The organism is Methylomonas fluvii (genome assembly GCF_014850975.1).
Lineage (GTDB): Bacteria > Pseudomonadota > Gammaproteobacteria > Methylococcales > Methylomonadaceae > Methylomonas > Methylomonas fluvii.
This window is the reverse complement of the sequence record NZ_JACXST010000002.1, coordinates 76,797-96,266: the sequence shown is the minus strand read 5'-3', so window position 1 is coordinate 96,266 and position 19,470 is coordinate 76,797. Positions and strand designations below refer to the sequence as shown.

Annotated in this window: 14 protein-coding genes; all 14 read left to right on the top strand. The window is 50.8% G+C overall.

The features are described 5' to 3' along the window. The first annotated feature begins 9 nt into the window (after window positions 1-9). The 14 genes from EBB_RS10015 to dnaE all read left to right on the top strand — a co-directional run bounded on the left by EBB_RS10015 (window position 10) and on the right by dnaE (window position 18,829). Entirely contained in the window at window positions 10-2,952 is a 2,943-nt protein-coding gene (locus EBB_RS10015; protein ID WP_225587377.1) for a DUF748 domain-containing protein, read from the top strand. 93 nt (window positions 2,953-3,045) lie between these two features. Further along, complete coding sequence (locus EBB_RS10010) at window positions 3,046-3,492, top strand: hypothetical protein (protein ID WP_192393744.1); 447 nt, start codon at window positions 3,046-3,048, stop codon at window positions 3,490-3,492. A gap of 72 nt (window positions 3,493-3,564) precedes the next feature. Beyond that, window positions 3,565-3,888, top strand: coding sequence for a hypothetical protein (locus tag EBB_RS10005; protein ID WP_192393743.1), 324 nt, complete (start codon window positions 3,565-3,567; stop codon window positions 3,886-3,888). 110 nt (window positions 3,889-3,998) lie between these two features. Beyond that, the gene (locus EBB_RS10000; protein WP_192393742.1) at window positions 3,999-5,591 is read left to right on the top strand and encodes a cyclic-di-GMP receptor FimW-related protein; all 1,593 of its coding nucleotides are present in this window, start codon (window positions 3,999-4,001) and stop codon (window positions 5,589-5,591) included. A 62-nt stretch (window positions 5,592-5,653) separates the two neighbouring features. Then, entirely contained in the window at window positions 5,654-7,978 is a 2,325-nt protein-coding gene (rnr, locus tag EBB_RS09995; protein WP_192393741.1) for a ribonuclease R, read from the top strand. Beyond that, window positions 7,975-8,718, top strand: a complete 744-nt coding sequence (gene rlmB / locus EBB_RS09990; protein WP_192393740.1) for a 23S rRNA (guanosine(2251)-2'-O)-methyltransferase RlmB — start codon at window positions 7,975-7,977, stop codon at window positions 8,716-8,718. Before rnr ends, rlmB begins: the two co-directional genes overlap by 4 nt. Window positions 8,719-8,723: 5 nt before the next feature. After that, window positions 8,724-9,020: a c-type cytochrome gene (locus tag EBB_RS09985; RefSeq protein WP_192393739.1), complete on the top strand. Its 297-nt coding sequence runs from the start codon at window positions 8,724-8,726 to the stop codon at window positions 9,018-9,020. Next, window positions 9,020-10,318: an NAD(P)/FAD-dependent oxidoreductase gene (locus EBB_RS09980; RefSeq protein ID WP_192393738.1), complete on the top strand. Its 1,299-nt coding sequence runs from the start codon at window positions 9,020-9,022 to the stop codon at window positions 10,316-10,318. The genes EBB_RS09985 and EBB_RS09980 overlap by 1 nt, the downstream gene beginning before the upstream one ends. 203 nt (window positions 10,319-10,521) lie before the next feature. Continuing rightward, on the top strand, window positions 10,522-12,858 hold the full coding sequence (gene bamA, locus EBB_RS09975) for an outer membrane protein assembly factor BamA (RefSeq protein ID WP_371741553.1): 2,337 nt from the start codon (window positions 10,522-10,524) through the stop codon (window positions 12,856-12,858). A gap of 83 nt (window positions 12,859-12,941) precedes the next feature. Beyond that, a complete protein-coding gene (locus tag EBB_RS09970; protein ID WP_020485707.1) occupies window positions 12,942-13,442 on the top strand; it encodes an OmpH/Skp family outer membrane protein in 501 nt (166 codons plus the stop codon). Between the two features lie 106 nt (window positions 13,443-13,548). After that, window positions 13,549-13,998, top strand: coding sequence for a 3-hydroxyacyl-ACP dehydratase FabZ (gene fabZ / locus EBB_RS09965; protein ID WP_192393736.1), 450 nt, complete (start codon window positions 13,549-13,551; stop codon window positions 13,996-13,998). Further along, window positions 13,999-14,769 carry an acyl-ACP--UDP-N-acetylglucosamine O-acyltransferase gene (gene lpxA, locus EBB_RS09960; protein WP_033155209.1) on the top strand — a complete coding sequence of 257 codons (771 nt, stop codon included), beginning with the start codon at window positions 13,999-14,001 and terminating at the stop codon, window positions 14,767-14,769. Next, the gene (gene rnhB / locus EBB_RS09955; RefSeq protein WP_192393735.1) at window positions 14,744-15,334 is read left to right on the top strand and encodes a ribonuclease HII; all 591 of its coding nucleotides are present in this window, start codon (window positions 14,744-14,746) and stop codon (window positions 15,332-15,334) included. Before lpxA ends, rnhB begins: the two co-directional genes overlap by 26 nt. A 6-nt stretch (window positions 15,335-15,340) precedes the next feature. Next, window positions 15,341-18,829, top strand: coding sequence for a DNA polymerase III subunit alpha (dnaE, locus tag EBB_RS09950; RefSeq protein ID WP_192393734.1), 3,489 nt, complete (start codon window positions 15,341-15,343; stop codon window positions 18,827-18,829). The last annotated feature ends 641 nt before the right edge of the window (window positions 18,830-19,470 follow it).

Here is a 19,470-nt window from a genome sequence, read left to right as displayed (position 1 = left end):
GTGGTGACAATGAATCGAAAAAAGGGCTTGATCGCGGGATTGGGGCTTATTGCGCTTTTGGCGCTCTACGCCTTATTGGGGTTTTACCTAGTGCCGGCACTGGCCTTAAAAAAGCTACCGGCTTTAATTCAGGAAGAAACCGGACAGCCAGTCCGGATTTCGGCGATTCGCTTTAACCCGTTCAAATTTACTCTGACATTGGAAGGCTTTGCCCTGGCGGCGAAAGACGGCAAAGACCTGGTAGGTTTCGGGCGTCTATTTGTCGATTTAGACGCAGTGGAATCGGCAAAGCTAGGCGGTGTGGTTTTAGATGCCATCGAGTTGCAGGACCCGCAAGTCAATATCGAACGTCGTGCCGACGGCGCATTCAATTTTGCGGATATAAAAGCCAAGCAATCACTGTCGCAGCCGGACACAAAAGACAGTGGCGGCGACAGCTTGGCGCTGTTGGTTCATCAAATCGCTATCAAAGAAGGACGAATAGGTTGGCAGGACGCTACCAGCGGTCCAGTGCTATCGGAAAACCTGTTGCCGCTTAATCTAACACTCAACGAATTCAGCACTCAGGCGGCAAGCAGTGCGCTGGGTGAATTGAGTGTGGGTTTGGAATCGGGCGGCACTATCCAATGGCATGGGGATTTCTCGATTGCGCCGCTGGCTTCAAAGGGTCATCTGCAGTTGGAAAACATAGGCCTGGCCAGAAGCTGGCAATTATTTTTGCAAGCAATCCTGCCGGTGGAAATCGTCAACGGTCTGCTCGGTTTGCAAGTCGATTACACGCTTGCCCAAGCAGCGGATGGGATGCTGACAAAAATAAGCAACGGCAAGGTCGAGATCAAGCAGCTGGAAATTACTGAGAACAATCATGGTAAGCCGTTAGTTAGTGTGCCTGTCTTGGCGGTCAACGGCATTAATGTCGATGTTAATCAGCAGCAAGTTGAGATTGGTTCGGTATCCAGCAGCGATGCGGCGATTAGCGCATGGTTGCAAGCGGATGGTATTGTCAATTACCAGGCCTTGTTTGCCGGAGAGCCCGCCGCACCTGACGGTACTGAGCCACCGGCAACGCCGGCGGTTGCTGAGCAGAGTAAGCCCTGGCTGGTTAAAGTGGATGAGTTGGCATTAGACAACTACAACATTCATTTTACCGATTACAGTCTGCCGAAGCCGCTGGAGCTGCAACTGAGCGAGTTGAGTGGCAAGTTGCAAAAATTTAGCACCCAGGACGGTGGCAAATTGCCGGTGCAGTTGAGCAGTAAGTTCAATAATACCGGCGGGTTGAAAGTGGACGGCGAGATGAGTTTGCAGCCTTTTGCGGGCTCTTGGGCGCTGGATATTCACGATATTAACCTGAAAGTGTTCCAACCTTATCTGGATCCCTTTCTAAAACTCGAATTGGTGGATGGCGACTTCAGTGGGAAGGGCAATCTGCAATTAGCGGTGGCCGAGCAACTGCAACTCACCTTCCAAGGCGACGCCAATTTAGAAGGTTTGGTGACTCGGGATCAGCTCAAAAACGTGGATTTCTTGAAATGGTCCAATCTGGAGGTGGCGGGGATAGACATTGATTTGGCGAAACAGGATTTCAAATTTGCCAAGGTAATGTTTGATCGTCCTTATCTGCGGTTTAATATCAAAAAGGATGGTAAAACCAATATCGACGATCTGATGCTGCCGCAAACGCCCACAAAACCAGCGCCGGCAGCTAAACCTCCAGCCAAACAGGCGGCCGGCAAAACCGCCGAGCCGCGGGTCAGTATCGGTAAAATCGAACTGAAAGAGGGTAAATCGGATTTCTCCGACTACTCCTTGATTTTGCCGTTCGTAGCGGCCATGAACAGCCTCAACGGCGAAGTCAGCGGGTTTTCGTCGGACAAAGATGCCGAGGCCAAGTTGGCTTTAAAAGGCAAGGTTTACGAGATGGCCTCGGTCGGTATCAAGGGCAAATATCAATTCGATACGGGTGATTCGGACATTGCCCTAAATTTTACCAACATGCCTTTGCCGTTGATTACGCCTTATATGGCTGAGTTTGCCGGCTACCGGATTGAAAAAGGCCAAATGGCGCTGGATTTGCGCTACACCATCAAGCAGGCACAGTTGGCAGTGCAGAACAAATTGCTTATCGATCAGCTGACCTTGGGTGAGCACGTGGAAAATCCGAATGCGGTGTCCTTGCCTTTGCATTTGGCGATTGCCTTGCTGAAAGATGCGGACGGCAAAATTAATCTGGATTTTCCAATCACCGGCAGTCTGGAAGATCCGAAATTCAGTATTGGTTCTTTGCTGGCGGATGTGTTGGTTAATCTGGTCTCTAAAGTGGCGATGTCGCCTTTCAAAGCGCTGGGTTCGTTATTGGATGACGATAAGGATTTTAGTGCGGTGGCTTTCGCACCGGGCAGTGCTGAATTAGCTGTCGAAGAATCCGCCAAACTGGATCAGCTTAACAAAGCCTTGCTCAGCAAACCCGAATTAACCCTGGAAATCAAAGGAATTGCCTATCAAAACATGGATTGGCCGGCGATGCGTTTTGAAGCGGTAAAGGATGTCTTGAAAAAAATGAAGTCCGGCGAGTTGCGCGACAAGGGGGAGAAAGTTCGGCACGAATACATTGAATTGTCCGACGATGACTACAAGCGCTTGCTGGCCAAGTTTTTTGGCGAAGTCTTCCCTCTGGAGATGGATAGATCCTTATTGGGCAAGCCGCGGATCAAGAGTAATCCGGACGCCGACTTTTACCCGTTGGCGCAACAGAAGCTGGAAGGCATTTTTCCACCCGATCCGCAGCGACTTAACGATCTGGCGATTGCCAGAGCCAACCATATCGCGCAGTATCTGGCCGACCCCGGCGGGATCAGCAAAGACAGGCTGTATCTAATGGCGACCGAGTTGAATCAGGCCGAAACAGCCGATGGGATTAAGTCGGTGCTATCGTTGAGCGTTTCACAGTAAACGGAAGCTTACACTGTTTGTAATATAATGGGGTTTACGCAGCGATAGTGGCGCATCGATTTGTATTTAAAGTTTTATAAAAATGGAGATTCTATGACAACCCAGTTTTTTCGATTTATTCCGCTGTTGGCGCTAAGCCTAAGCGGACTGTTTTTCGTGTCTCCGGCAGCCGCGCAATCGTTAACATCCTGCACGATGACTTACAAGCTGAGCGGTTGGTCATTTGTGTATAAGCAATACGATGGCCTGGGCAACATCAGTTGTAGTAACGGACAGCGGGCGCAAGTCGCACTGGCTTCGAAGAGTATAGGTTTTACCATCGGTAAATCGGAAATCGAGGGTACCGGGGTGTTTTCCGAAGTTAGAAATCTGAATGAAATTTACGGCAGCTTTGTGGCTTTTGAAGGGCATGCCGGCGCCACCAAATCCATAGACGGGCAACTGTTAACCCGCGGCGAAATTTCTTTGGCACTGTCCGGCAAGGGCCGCGGTATAGACATTGGCGTGACGCTGGGCGCTTTGACTATCTCACCTAGATGATCGGTTTTTGCGTTGCCGGTGCTTACCGATAAGGTCCGATATTTTGCTGATTATGTCGATGGTAGGTGACCTGTGCCGTTTGTAGTCCGAGATCAGGCGGGAGCAATTGTGCAACTGCGCGACAGCGGCGACGAGTGGCTCGATGTCGATCACCCGGAAGTAGCGGTATTTTTGCAGCAGGTCCCAAGTGATAAGGCAAGGGAAGCCTTGTCGGCCACCGATAACGATATGGTCAGGGTCATAGACGACTTGGTGGATTTACTGGTGGCCAATCAGGTATTGATTTTTACCGAGCTTCCTGAACGTGTGCAAACCAAGTTATTGGCAAGGAAGCAACTCAGAAAGGATGTGAATGCCTTGCAAAATTTGATGATAGACGACGAAGGGTTGTTCTAGGCGATGGTTGATGGCTTAGCAACGCAGCGTGCCTTTGGTCTTGTCGCCTATTGGGGTGTCATCCTGAATAGTGAGCGATTCCCAACACGTTCATTAATAATGGATTTTTTGTGAAAAACTCGTTTTTTCTGGTCATACCCCAGCAAAAAAATGATCCCCAATTATCGGCGTCGTTTACTGACGATGCGCTAAGGCAATGGATTGCGGAACTGCCGACGGCCAATCCGGGTCTGGCTGCCCGGCTGTTTTACGAGTTGTTAGGCGAATTGATTTCGGTGGAAATGCCGGCGGCGAAACGCTTGCATGCATTGGAGTTGCTCAGAGACAGCTTTTACCTGATCGACGATTATCTGCGCTCGCGGCTGATCAAGTTCGGTTTCCCAAAGGGCGAAAGCGAAAAAAAAATATTCGGCTTGGCCTGCGCAATCGAAAGACAATTTACCATCGGCTATTGGAGCGTGGTAAAGGATTTGACCCGCCGGGAAATTGGTTGGTTGCAAGGTAAATCCACCGCGCTGGGGATACAGCGGACTATCCGGGGCTTGAGCCGCATCGTGATAAGTCATTACATGATGAGCTATCCGGTGCCGGATTGGATCTGGATCGATTTGCACTCGTTGTATAAACTCGCCGTGAAGCTGGATAAGGCGGGCTCCAAGGTGGCCGACCAGGGCGGTATATTCAGTAAACTGTCGTCAGTCGAAGACAGCTATAAACAAATATTGCTGTTAAGTTTGGCTTATCCATCCGGCTTGATGCAGAAAGAGTTTCAACTGGTTTATGAGTTTCTCGAGAAAATCAGCGATTTTCTGCAAATCGAAACCAAACCGGTAGCCGAACAAGCCGTGCAGTGCGCTATTTTAATGGACGAAGACCTGCCGCCGGCTTTTTTGCTCAGTGGCACACAGACTGATCGTAGGTCGGACTCGGCCATGCTTTACCTGAATCTGACTAAATTGGGTAAAGTAATCAAGCAGGCGGACAAATTGTGCAGCAAGGAGGAAGCCCGCTTTAGTTCGCTGGAGATCGATAAGAATAATCATCAAAAGCTATCCGCGGAACTGTTCGACTATCTGATGCAGCGCTGGCAAGGGAAGGAGCCGCAAGGGACGGTATATTTTGCTGATCGGCTGGATAGATATGTGGCTATTGGTTTGGAAACGACCTATGATCTATTGGAAACCGGTAGACTTGGTTTGGAAACCGGTCTGGAAATACGGGCCGAGACTGACTCTGAGCGCGCCTTGTCCTGTAATTTCCACAAGGAAGGCGTACTGTCTATCGGCAGCTTGGTGAGTTTCCGCAAGATAGACGCGATGCCGCAACAACGTTCGCTCGGCGTGGTGTGCAAAATACTGCTCCCCAAGCAGGATTCCAAGCTGATATTTGAGGTAATGGTCATCGCTGCCCAAGCTTTCCCGGTGGCTTATCAGGCGCTCGAGGCGGATACCGATGCGGAGCGTAAGAAAGCCTTAATCTATGGCACAAGAGATAGCGAAGGCGAAAAAAGCTTTATCATCATGGATTCTTTTCGCTTGAAAGACGGCGATTTATTGCGAATGTTTATGGGGCATGAGAATTTTCCCATTATTTTGAACGGCCGCAGAAATATCGGCTTGGGCTATTGGCAGTTCGAATGCCGGCGTATTCTGGACGACGTCATTCCCACGCAGAACAAGAAGAAAGGCTATGATTTTATATAACAAAGACGATTGCCGGCCGGTTCCGACAGGGAATAGGCGGCAGAACCCAGCAAACAGATTCAATGACATCAAATACCGATCAGACATCTGATTTTAACGCACTCGTCGATCCGCACGCCCAGCGTGAGGCCGAAAAATACGAGAACCCCATACCCAGTCGCGAGCTGATCCTCCAGCTTATTCAAGAAGCCGGCAAGCCGCTACGCCGCCAACAAATCGCCCAACAATTTGCCCTGGAAACGCCCGATGCCCTGGAGGCGTTGCGCCGCAGGCTGCGTGCCATGGAGCGCGACGGCCAGCTAAGTTTTAACAGCCGGCAAAAATATTGCCTGGGCTCCGGGGGCAATACTATCGCCGGGCGGGTGCTTGGACATCCGGAAGGTTTCGGTTTTTTGAAGCCCGACGACGGTAGCGAAGACCTGTTTTTGTCGCCGCGGGAAATGAAGCCGCTGATGCCCAACGACCGAGTCATCGCGCGCGTGGCTGGCATTGATAGACGCGGTCGCCGTGAAGCGGCAGTGATTGAAATCAGCGAACGCAATACGCATCAAGTGGTCGGCCGGTTTTTTACCGAGGGCCGCGTGGCTTATGTGGTGCCGGATAACAAAAAAATTGCCCACGAAGTGTTGATTGCCAAGGAAGACGTCGGTCATGCCAAGCAAGGCCAGATTGTGGTGGCGGAAATCATTCAGCAACCAAGCCAGCATTGTCAGCCCTTGGGCCGCATCACTGAAGTGCTGGGCGCGCATATGGCGCCGGGCATGGAAATCGAAATGGCGATTCGCTCGCACGATTTGCCTAATCAGTGGCCGGACCCATTACTGGAAGAAATCAAGGAACTCACACCGCAAGTGCCGGAGTCCGCCAAGCAGGGCAGGGAAGATATTCGCAAGTTGCCCTTGGTCACGATAGACGGCGAAGATGCCCGCGATTTCGACGATGCCGTCTACGCGCAAAAAACTCCAAAAGGCTGGAAGCTGTTGGTGGCGATTGCCGATGTCTCGCACTACGTAAAAGTTGATACAGCCCTGGATGCCGAAGCCAAAAACCGCAGTACTTCGGTATATTTTCCGGAAAAAGTCATTCCGATGCTTCCGGAGATACTGTCCAACGGCTTGTGTTCGTTGAACCCGGAAGTGGATCGTTTATGCATGGTCTGCGAGTTACTGATCAACGAAGAAGGGAATGTCCTGCGTTCGCGGTTTTTTGAAGCCGTCATGCGCTCTCATGCCCGTTTGACCTATACCGAAGTAGCAAAAATACTGGTGGATGAGGATCAGAAGCTGGCAAAAAAATACGCCGCTTTGTTGCCGCATCTACAGACTTTATACGGCTTGTATAAAGTGATGCGCAATCAGCGCGAGTTGCGCGGGGCGATGGATTTCGACACCCAGGAGACCAAAATCGTCTTCGGGCCCGAGCGTAAAATCGCTGAAATCGTGCCTTTGCAGCGCAACGATGCCCACAAGTTGATCGAAGAATTTATGATCACCACCAACACGGCGGCGGCGAAGTTTCTAAATAAGAAAAAAATGCCGCGTCTGCTGCGGATCCACGATGGCCCGGGCCCCGAAAAATTACTGGCGCTGAAAACCTTCTTGGGCGAGCTGGGCTTGTTTCTGGGTGGTAAGGCGCAACCCACGCCATTGGATTACATGCATCTGTTGGAGTCGGTAAAGGAGCGTCCCGACGCGCATTTGATTCAGACCATTTTGTTGCGTTCCATGTCGCAAGCCGTTTACAGCCCGGAAACCAAAGGCCATTTCGGTTTGGCGCTCGATGCCTACGCACATTTCACCTCGCCGATACGCCGCTACCCGGATTTGTTGGTGCATAGAGCGATTCGCCATTGTCTGGCCGGCAAATCGCCGGATAGTTTTTATTACACGCATCCTGACATGGTGTTGTTGGGTGAGCATTGTTCGGCGAACGAGCGCCGCGCCGACGACGCGACCCGCGATGTGGTGAGCTGGCTGAAATGCGAGTACATGATGGACAAGATCGGCGAAGAGTTCGACGGTTTGATTTCCGCTGTGACCGGTTTCGGCTTTTTCGTTGAATTGCAATCGATTTACGTGGAAGGCTTGGTGCACATCGCCTCCCTGGTACAGGATTATTTTGCCTTCGACGCCAGTAAGCATCAGTTGTACGGCGAGCGCACGGGCGTGCGTTACCGCTTGGGCGATATGGTTAAAATTCGCGTGGTGCGGGTTAATCTGGACGACAAGAAAATCGATTTTGAGTTGCTACAGACGGGTAAAAAAATCGCCAAAACCAAATCTTCTTCGGGCCGCAAAAAAGCCGAAGCGAACGGTAAAGCTGCCAAATCGGATAAAGATAAAAAAGCCCCAAACAAGCCAAAAGCCAAAAGACGCCGTCGCTCATGAATTTAACCCAATTGTTTGGCATTCACGCGGTACAAGCCGCGCTGGATTATTCACCGCAAAAAATTCGCCGTGCCTGGGTGGATAGCCAACGCCAGGATGTGCGCCTGAAGCAAGTGATAGACGATCTCGTCAAGCTGGGTATCAATCCGGAAAAAACCGAGCGCAAAAAGCTGGAAAAGATGGCCGACGGCAAAAATCACCAAGGCATTGTGGTGGCCGTGGAATTGCCGGCGATGCGCAGCGAAGACCAGCTCAAACAAGACGTCGAAGCGCTAACCCAGACCCCGTTTTATCTGGTTTTGGATCAAGTGCAAGATCCGCATAATCTCGGCGCTTGTTTGCGCACCGCGGATGCCGTGGGCGCGCATGGCGTGATCGTCACTAAAGACAACGCTGCCGGTATCACGCCGACGGTTTGTAAAGTAGCCAGCGGCGCAGCGGAAACGGTGCCGGTATATCAAGTCACCAATCTGGCCAGAGTGCTGCGCTGGTTGAAAGAGCAGAATATCTGGATCATGGGCGCGGCCGGCGAAGCTGAGCAAACCGTGTTTCAGATGAAACTGGATATGCCTCTGGCGGTGGTGATGGGCACGGAAGGCACCGGCATGCGCCATTTGACCCGTCAGCATTGCGATTTTCTGGTGAAAATCCCGATGGCCGGGCAGGTGGAAAGCCTGAACGTATCGGTGGCGGCTGGCGTATTGTTGTATGAAGTGTTTCGGCAGAAACTGCTTGCTTAAACGGCATGAAGCGCATTGGCTATGTCTCGGCGGCTTTGCTTGCCAGCGCATTAAGCTCGATGGCTTATGCCGAAATCGATGCGAGAGCAATTGCCTTTAATTGCTGGAATTGTCACACCGAGTCAAGCTTAGATGCCAAAAGCTCAATCCCTTCGCTAAAAAGTTTATCCGCACAACAGCTCCGGCAGGCCTTGCTGGATTTTAAATACGACAAAAAGCCCGCCACATTGATGCCTCGTTTGGCTAAAGGTTACAGCGATGCCGAGCTGGCGGCGGTTGCCGAGTATTTGAGTCGGTATTAATGATTGGGTTATCCCGCAGACGTTTTTTACAAGGCCTGGCCGGGGTTGGGGCTGGTGTTCTTAGCGGTTGTGGCGGATTGCCGTTTTTTTCGGGTGCCAAAGCGCATGTCGTGGTGGTTGGTGGCGGCTTCGGCGGTGCGACGGCGGCGAAATATCTGCACTTGCTGGATGCGAATATTCAAGTCACGCTGATCGAACCCAAAGCCAAATATATCACTTGTCCGGGCAGTAATTGGCTGTTTGCCGGTTTGACAGGCCTCGACCAGTTGACGGTCGATTACCAGGCTTTGCAAGACAAATATGGAATCAAGCTGTTAGTTGATCGCGTCAGCAGTTTAGACGCCGGGCAACGGCGATTGCGATTGGCCGGCGGGCAGAGCGTGAGCTATGACAGGTTAATCATGTCGCCCGGCATCGATTTTCGGTGGGATGCGATGGCAGGTTACGATCAGGCCGCCGCGGAGCAATTTCCGCATGCCTGGCAGGCCGGTCCGCAGACCTTAATGCTGGCGCGGCAACTGCAAGCGATGCCGGACGGTGGGGTAGTGCTGATTGTGGTGCCTGCCGATCCTTATCGATGCCCTCCTGGCCCTTATGAGCGGGTCAGTATGATGGCGTATTGGCTGAAACAATATAAACCACGTTCGAAAATACTCATCCTTGATGCCAAGCGCAGCTTTTCCAAGCAGGCGCTGTTCGAAGCCGGCTGGAAAAAACATTACGGTTACGGCACCGCCAATAGTATGATCGAGTGGCATAGTTTGGCGGATAATCCTTTACTTGAACTGGATAAGCAGAATAGGGTGCTGACTAGCGAATTCGGCGACCGATTCAGAGGTGATGTGTTAAATATCATTCCGCCGCAATCGGCTGCGCACATCGCTTTGCAGCAGGGTTTGGCCGATAGCACCGGTTGGTGTCCGGTTCGGCCGCTGACTGGGCAATCGTTATTTAACGAATTTATCCACGTCATTGGTGATGCCGCGCATTATGCGCCTATCCCTAAATCTGCTTTTGCCGCTAATTCCGAAGCTAAAGCGTGTGCGCTGGCGGTGACGAGCTTGCTTAATCAGACCCCCGTACCCGAAGCACATTGGCTGAATACCTGCTATAGCCTGATCGCGCCTGACCACGGTATTTCTGTGGCTGGGGTTTACAAACTGGACGCAGCCAACGTGATTGCGCCGGTGAAAGGCGCTGGCGGAGTGAGTCCGCGAATAGATGCCCAAGTAGCCGCTGCGGAAGCGGATTACACGCGTGCCGTCTATCGGAACTTGATTGCCGATACGTTTGGTTAACTTGATGTTTTGATCAAAATTATTTTATTTCAATAGCTTGCATTGGATTTTTGTATTTTTTTTTGAATTGTTTTTCCTTGCAATTGAAAGTGAATAAGAAAGCAATTTTTCGGCCAGTATTTACGAGTATTTACCATTGAACGCGCGGGAATCCGAAAACAGCGTGTTACAATCGCGCCTGTTCATTTTCCATGGTTGACTGCGTGAAGAAAAACCCACTATTACAAATACTGTTGCTGAGTATGCTGTCCGGCAAGGCCGCTCATGCAAGCAGCTTTGTAGTTGAGGATATTCAGGTCAAGGGCTTACAAAGAATTTCCGCCGGTACCGTTTACAACTATTTGCCGGTTAATGTTGGCGAAACCTTTTCCGAAGACAAGCAAGCCGCGGCCATCAGGGCTTTATTCAACACCGGATTTTTCAAGGATATATCGCTGGAACGCGATGGCGGCACGCTGGTGGTGAATGTAGTCGAGCGGCCTTCGGTTGCGAAAGTGGTTATTGAGGGCAACAAAGACATCAAAAAGGAAGATTTGACCGAAGCCTTAAAAAAAATCGGCTTGGCGGAAGGCAAGGTTTACAACAAGCAAATTCTGGACAAGGTCGAACAAGAACTGCGTCGGCAATATTTCAGCCACGGTAAATACGGCCTGAAAATCAAAACCGAAGTCTCCGAGTTGACGCGGAACCGGGTCGGGATTCATATCGATATTTCCGAGGGCCGGGTTGCCAAAATCAAGCAAATCAACATTGTCGGCAGCAAATCCTTTGCTAACGATGTGTTGCGGAAAGAATTCGAATTAAGCACCACCAACTTCCTGTCTTTTTATTCCAAAGACGACCAATATTCCAAACAAAAGCTGTCCGCTGATTTAGAAAAACTGCGTTCCTATTATCTGGATCGCGGCTATATCAATTTCTCCATCGAATCTACTCAAGTTGATATTACGGCCGATAAAAAGGAAATCTACATCACTATCAACGTCAAGGAAGGCGATGTGTATACCTTGGAAAAGGTCAAATTGTCCGGTGAATTGATCGTGCAACCTGAAGAGTTGATCAAGTTGGTTAAAGTTGGACCGGGCGAGATTTTCTCCCGAAAAAACGCTACCGAAACGTCCAAATCCATTTCTGATCGCCTGGGTGACGAAGGCTATACCTTTGCCAACGTCAATATGGTGCCGGAGATTAACGAGCAGCAAAAAACCGTGGCGATGACTTTTTTCGTCGATCCGGGCAAGCGCGTGTATGTGAGGCGAATTAACGTCAAAGGCAACACTAAAACCCGTGACGAAGTGATTCGCCGCGAAGCCCGGCAAATGGAGTCCAGTTGGGCGGCCAGTAGCAAGATTGAACGGACCAAGACCCGTCTGGATAGATTGGGCTATTTTGAGGAAGTGGGCGTGGAAACACCGCCTGTGGTGGGTTCCGCAGATCAGATCGATGTCAATTACACGATCAAGGAAAAAGCCTCCGGTAACTTGCAGGCTGGTGTCGGTTACTCGCAGGTGCAAGGTATTATTTTTAACGCCAACGTTTCGCAAGACAATATCTTCGGTACCGGTAAGCGGGTGGATTTCGCGTTCAACAACAGTAGTATTTTGACGCGTTACAACCTGGGTTTTTCAGACCCCTATTACACGCTGGATGGCGTGGCGATGGGCTACAACCTTGGTTACACCTCTCGAAATGCCTACGCGGCTAACTTGGCGGCGTACAACACAACCATTACAAACGCCGGTATCAACTTTGGTATCCCGTTGAACGAGTTCGACAGAATCGGTTTTGATATTGATTTAAAGCGTACCGAGATTGAAAATACCACCTTGTCTTCGGACACGATTCTAAAATTCCTAGGGTTTAAAAAGGGCGACGACATTTCGGCTATTCGGTCGAAAAGCTTCGATACGCTGTCAACTTCTGCCGGCTGGACTCACGATACCTTGGACAGAGCCACCTTCGCTCATAGCGGTGGTCAGCAAAGGCTGTCCGGATTGATTACCGTACCCGGTAGTGACTTGGAATATTTCAAAGTCGGCTATAAACATCAGCATTATTTTCCCTTATCCAACGACTTTACCTTCCGCTTGTTAGGTGAGGTGGCGCATGGCGGTAGCTACGGTGGTAGTTCCGGCTTGCCGTTTTTTGAAAACTATTTTGCCGGTGGTACCGGTGACGTCCGCGGTTTTATGCAAAATACCTTGGGTGTCATTGACCAAAACGAAATCAATACCGCCAATACCTACAATCGACCCATCGGGGGCTCCACCAAGCTGATTGGCAAGGCCGAGCTGTTTTTTCCTGTACCGTTCTTAAGCGATATGAAATCGGTGAGGATTGGCTCGTTTGTTGACGCCGGCACACTGGCCCCTGGACTTAATTCCGGCGATTTGCGCAAGTATTTCCGCTATTCGGTGGGCTTGTCGGGGGAATGGTTGTCGCCGTTTGGGGCCTTGGCAGTGAGTGTCGCCCAGCCCCTGAATTCGGAGAGTACCGATAGAACTCAAGCCTTCCAGTTCACCTTCGGCTCGGGATTTTAGTTTAGTTTGAGCCTGTTTTGCCCTATAATCGCCTTTGCGTTCTGTCTTAAACTCAAAAAAATTAACCGGAGATGGTTTTGACCATGAAAAATAGAATTTCTTTGTTTCTAATGCTGATGATTTTTGCTGGCGTGAGTCACGCAGAGCTGAAAATCGGTTTTGTCAATGTGGCCAAGGTTTTGGAAAAAGCGCCACAAGCCGCCAAAGCAAAAACTCGCTTGGAAACTGAATTTTCACCAAGAGACAAAGCGCTGGTTTCTCAGCAAAAAGAGATCAAATCGCTTGAAGAAAAGTTGGGCCGTGATACTGCGGTAATGGGCGAAGAAGAGCGTCATAGAATCGAAAAAGACATTCTGGACAAAAAACGCGACGCGGCGCGTGCGCAACAAGAGTTCAGCGAAGATTTCAACATGCGTAGAAACGAAGAGTTGGGCAACCTGCAAAAACGTATCGTGGAAGCAGTAAGAGCGTTAGCCAAAGAAGAGTCTTTTGATTTGTTGCTGACCGACGGTGTTATTTATGCCAACGATCAAATTGACGTTACCAGCCGCGTTCAGCAAAAACTGGAAAACTTGTCTCAATAAGATTTTCCCCGATGCTTCCTGATTGCGGAAGCATGCAGCACCTTAAGTTGGGGAGTTCCTAGTCAAAGCGAACTTCCCGCTTCCCCTCATTTCGCACAGATTACTCATGGCCGGCACACTCGATATTTTACAAATTCAGGAACTCTTGCCACATCGCTATCCTTTTTTGCTGGTAGACAGGGTGCTTGAATGCGAGCCGGGTGTGCGTTTGTTGGCTGTGAAAAATGTGACATTTAACGAGCCGTTTTTTCAAGGTCACTTTCCAAGTCAGCCTATCATGCCAGGTGTGTTGATCATGGAAGCCCTGGCGCAAGCTACCGCGCTGCTGACGTCGCAAAGCAACAAGCAATTGGGCAAAGGCACGATTTATTACTTGGCGGGCATCGACAATGCCCGTTTCAAAAAGCAAGTCGTTCCTGGTGACCAATTGCGCCTGGAAGTGACTTACATCAAACACAAGCGTCACCTATGGTCTTTCGATTGCCGTGCGGAAGTAGATGGCGAACTGGCCGCCAGTGCGCAAATTATGTGTGCGGCTGTGGCAGCAGAGGCTTAAATGATAGATCCCAGAGCGGTTGTGCATATCAATGCCGAATTGGCCGACGACGTTAAAGTCGGGCCATTCTCGGTTATTGGCCCGGATGTGCAGATAGATTCAGGTACCGAGATCGGGCCGCATGTGGTGATTAAAGGTCCTACCGCCATCGGCAAGGATAATACGATCTACCAATTCACCTCGATAGGTGAAGACCCGCAAGATAAAAAGTACGCCGATGAAATCACCCGCCTGGAAATCGGCGACCGCAATGTAATACGCGAATTTTGTACGATGCACCGTGGGACGCAGCAAGATCGAGGATTGACTTTGATCGGCAGCGATAATTTGTTCATGGCTTACACCCACGTGGCGCACGATTGCGAAATTGGCGATCATGTGATCATGGCAAATGGCGCCTCGATTGCCGGGCATGTGCATCTGGGTGATCATGCTATTTTGGGTGGTTTTACCTTGGTGCATCAATTTACCAAAATCGGCGAATACAGTTTTTCGGCGATGGGTAGTGCAATCACTCAGGATATTCCGCCGTATGTGATGGTCGGCGGCAGGCCCACTCGCCCGCACGGGATCAATTCGGTGGGTATGGAGCGCAACGGCGTGCCGCCGGAAGTGATTCGGCAGATTCGCAAAGCCTATAAAATCCTCTATAAAAACAATCTGCGTCTGGAAGACGCCATCGAAGAAATGGAAGATATGGCCGGCGAAAGCAACGAACTTTCCAATATGGTCAGCTTTCTACGTAATGTCACGCGCGGTATCCTCCGATAACCCCCCACGCATAGCCGGTATCGACGAAGTTGGCCGTGGCTGCATAGTCGGTCCGGTGGTCGCCGCTGCGGTGATTCTCGATCCGCTCAGACCTATCGCGGGTTTGACCGACTCCAAAAAACTTACCGAAAAGAAACGCAAGTTGCTGGCCGAGCAGATCAAAAGCAATGCCTTGTGCTGGGCCGTTGCCCGCGCCGAAGCCAGCGAAATAGACACTATCAACATTCTGCAAGCGACGATGGTGGCGATGCAACGGGCGGTATCACAACTCGAATATCGCCCGGATGCGGTCAAGGTTGACGGCAATCGGCTGCCGGCATTGGATATGCCCGGCGAAGCTATCGTACAAGGCGATTTGCTGGTCGCGGAAATTTCCGCCGCCTCGATCCTAGCCAAAGTCGCCCGCGATGAGGAAATGCAGACACTGGATAGGCTGTATCCCGGTTATGCTTTTGCTATCCACAAAGGCTATCCAACCCAGCAGCATTTAGCGGCGTTACAACAGCTTGGGATTACCCCGCAGCATCGAAAATCGTATGCCCCTGTTAAAAAGTATCTTGTTTAAACAGACATGACACCGAGTTTCGTTCATCTTCGTATTCATACTGAGTTCTCCCTGGTTGACGGTATCGTCAGAATCAAGCCGTTGGTGAAGAAACTGGCTGAGTATCAAATGCCGGCCGCTGCAATTACCGAACAGAGCAATTTGTTTTCGCTGGTTAAATTCTATAAAGCCGCACAAGGCGCCGGCATCAAACCGTTGATCGGCGCCGATGTACTGATCTTCAATCCCGACGAGCCGGCTTCGCCGTTTCGCTTAACTATGTTGGCGCGCAATAAAAAAGGCTATGTCACGCTGACCGAGCTGATTTCCAGAGGTTACCAAGAAGGGCAGCATCAAGGTATTCCGATGTTGCAAAAAGACTGGATTGCCGAGAATCACGATGGTTTGATCGTGTTATCGGGAGCGATGGATGGCGACGTAGGTCAGGCTTTGTTGGCGGAAAATGCCGAGCAAGCCAAACGCTGTGCCGAATATTGGCGAGATTTGTTCAAGGACAGTTTTTACCTGGAATTGCAGCGGCTCGGTAAAACTGACGAAGAGCGTTACATCAAATTAGCGGCGGATTTGGCTGCCGAGTTGGATTTGCCGGTGGTCGCCACCAACGACGTGCGTTTTATCAGTAAAAACGATTTCGACGCACATGAAGTGCGCGTTTGTATCCATCAGGGCCGGGTGCTGGACGATAGCCGCCGGCCGAAAAACTATACCGCTCAGCAATATTTGCGCACTGCCGAAGAAATGGCGGAATTGTTCGCCGACATTCCGGAGGCTTTGGCCAATAGCGTGGAAATTGCCAAACGCTGCAATGTCGAGCTGACGCTGGGCGAAAACTATTTGCCCGATTTTCCGGTCCCTGAGGGTATGACGCTGGACGACTACTTCAAGCAGGCCTCGCGCCAAGGGCTTGAAGAGCGTTTAGTCCAGTATCCGCCGATAGGCAAGGGCAGCTTCGCGGATAACCGCAAAGTCTATGACGAGCGTTTGGAAGTTGAACTGAACGTGATCACCCAAATGGGTTTTCCCGGCTATTTCATGATTGTTGCCGACTTTATCCAGTGGGCCAAGAACAATGCGATACCGGTGGGGCCGGGGCGGGGTTCCGGTGCTGGTTCTTTGGTGGCGTATGCATTGAAGATTACCGACCTTGATCCTATCGAATTCGATTTGCTGTTCGAACGGTTTTTGAACCCGGAGCGGGTGTCGATGCCCGACTTTGATATCGACTTTTGCATGGAGCGCCGCGACGAGGTCATCGATTACGTGGCCCGTCACTACGGCCGCGATCACGTGTCACAGATTATCACCTACGGCTCGATGGCGGCCAAGGCGGTGATTCGCGACGTGGGTCGAGTGATGGGGCACGCCTACGGCTTTGTGGACAGGCTGGCTAAATTGATTCCATTTGAAATTGGCATGACGTTGGATAAAGCCTTGCAAGATAGCGCCGAATTGAAGGTTTTATACGATACCGAGGAAGAGGTTAAATCCCTGATCGACATGGCGCGTTCTCTGGAAGGTATTTCCCGTAACGCCGGCAAACACGCCGGCGGCGTGGTGATTTCGCCGACCAAACTTACCGATTTCAGCCCCTTGTATTGCGAGCAGGGCGGCGGCAATCTGGTGACGCAGTTCGACAAAGACGACGTTGAAGCGGTTGGCTTGGTTAAATTCGACTTCTTGGGGTTACGGACTCTGACGATCATCGATTGGGCGCTGCAAACCATCAATCGCCAGCGCGCCCAACGCGGTGAAGAGCCAGTCGATATTTCCCAGATTCCCCGTGACGACCTGCCCAGCTATGAATTATTAAAAAACGCTCAGACCACGGCGGTGTTTCAGCTCGAGTCGCGCGGTATGAAGGAGCTGATCAAAAAGCTGAAACCGGATTGCTTCGACGACATCATCGCGCTCGTCGCGTTATTCCGTCCCGGCCCGTTGGAGTCGGGCATGGTCGACGACTACATCAACGTCAAGCACGGTGCCAAAGCCGAATACGCTCATCCCTTGCTGGAACCGATTTTAAAACCTACCAATGGCGTTATTCTGTATCAGGAGCAGGTGATGCAGATTGCCCGGGAATTGGCCAGTTACACCTTGGGCGGCGCCGATATGTTGCGGCGGGCGATGGGTAAGAAAAAGCCGGAGGAAATGGCCAAGGAGCGCGAAAAGTTCATGTCGGGCGCGGTAGCCAACCAGATCGACGCCGGCATCGCCACCTATGTGTTCGACTTGATGGAGAAATTTGCCGGCTACGGTTTCAACAAGTCGCATTCGGCCGCTTACGCTTTGGTCGCTTATCAAACCGCCTGGTTGAAGGCGCATTATCCGGCCGCGTTCATGGCGGCGGTGATGTCGTCGGATATGGATAACACCGACAAAGTGGTGGTGTTGATCGACGAATGCCGGGAAATGAAACTGGAGATCTGCCCGCCGGACATTAATGTATCCCACTTTCGTTTTACGGTAAACGACAAGGGTCAGATTGTTTACGGTATAGGCGCGATTAAGGGGGTCGGCGAAAATGCGATTGAAGATCTATTAAAAGAACGGGCCGCCAATGGCGCGTTCGCGGGTTTGTACGACCTGTGCAAACGTGTCGATTTACGCAAGGTCAACCGCCGGGTTCTGGAAGCATTGATTAGGGCGGGAGCGCTGGATGCGATCGACCCTAATCGCGCGGCCCATCTCGCTGAATTGACCACCGCGCTGCGAGTGGCCGAACAACACGGAAAAATGGCGCTGGCCGGTCAAAATGATCTATTCGGTTTGGCGGTACAAGTGGAAGTCAGCGATGGCGAAGCGGAAGCGTATTCCACCGTGGTCGAACCTTGGACCGAAAAAGAAAAGCTGGAAGCGGAAAAGCAGACTTTGGGGCTGTTTCTAACCGGCCATCCCATCGCCGAATATCTGCCGGAATTAAAACATATCACCCACGGCTCGTTAGCCAGTCTGGAAGTCGATGCCGGCCGCTCCAGAGGCAAAATGGAAGCGCGTGTTGCCGGCCTGATCGTGGAAATGCGTACCCGACAAACCAAGCAGGGCAAGATGATGGGCTTCGCAACGCTGGACGACCGTACCGGCCGCCTGGAAGTGGCGGCCTTCAGCAATATATACGACAAATATCGCAACCTGCTCAGCAAGGACACGATTCTGATTGCCGAAGGTTCATTGGCAATGGACGACTTTACCAACAGTCTGCGGATGACTGCCGAGAAGCTTTACAGCATGGAAGAAGCGCGCGAGTTATATGCCCGCGGCATTACGTTGACGATAGATCTGGCCAATAGCGGCCTGCCGCCGGGTTGGTTGGCAGGCCTTCAGGCTACGCTGACGCCGTTCTGCGGCGGTCAATGCCCGATCCAAATCGAATACCGCACTGGCACCGACAAAGCGATCCTGCAATTGGGCGACGACTGGCGCGTGCGCCCGAGCGATGAACTTTTGATCCGCCTACGGCGCTTGCTGTCTAACGAAACGGTGTTGGTCAGATACTGATCTGGCGTTTGAGGGCCCTGTATTTCTGGTTGCTGAGGGGATAGGCTGAGTTCGGCCAAGAGCGGACAGCTATTTGAATTTTTGATTGACCGGTTAGGAGTCTATAGCAGATGTTTAGGCAAGTTTTCCTACAATTCTAATCTGGTTAGAAACAAAACCGTGCCCACTATATCAAGCTTAAACGTAAAATTTTAGCTGTTAATGCTGAGCCGGGTAATAGAGTTCATGTAAATTCTCCAACAAAAGTTGATTACTATCAAAGTAAAAATACATTTGTAAGTCACCTTTGCCGAGTGACTGATCGAAGCCTGGAAGTTTAATTGTGATTATGAGATTGTATCCGTCAGCGCACGGCGTCATTGGGTATTGAAAATCTTTTATGCAGTTATTGTAAAACACTACTTGCTTTTTGACTTTGAGAAGGATACAGCGCACTTCATCTATTGTCATTCCGTTATGAAACTGCTGCATGTACTTTTTCGCATACTTGTTATCACTTTCGATAGTTTCATTTGCCATTGCAGTCAATGAGAAAAGCAATATTGTCAGTAGAAAACACTTCATAAGCGATAACACTGAGCTAAGATGCGCGTAGCGAAGCTGAGAGCCACCTTGAGCGCAAAGTTTAGTAAAAATTGCAT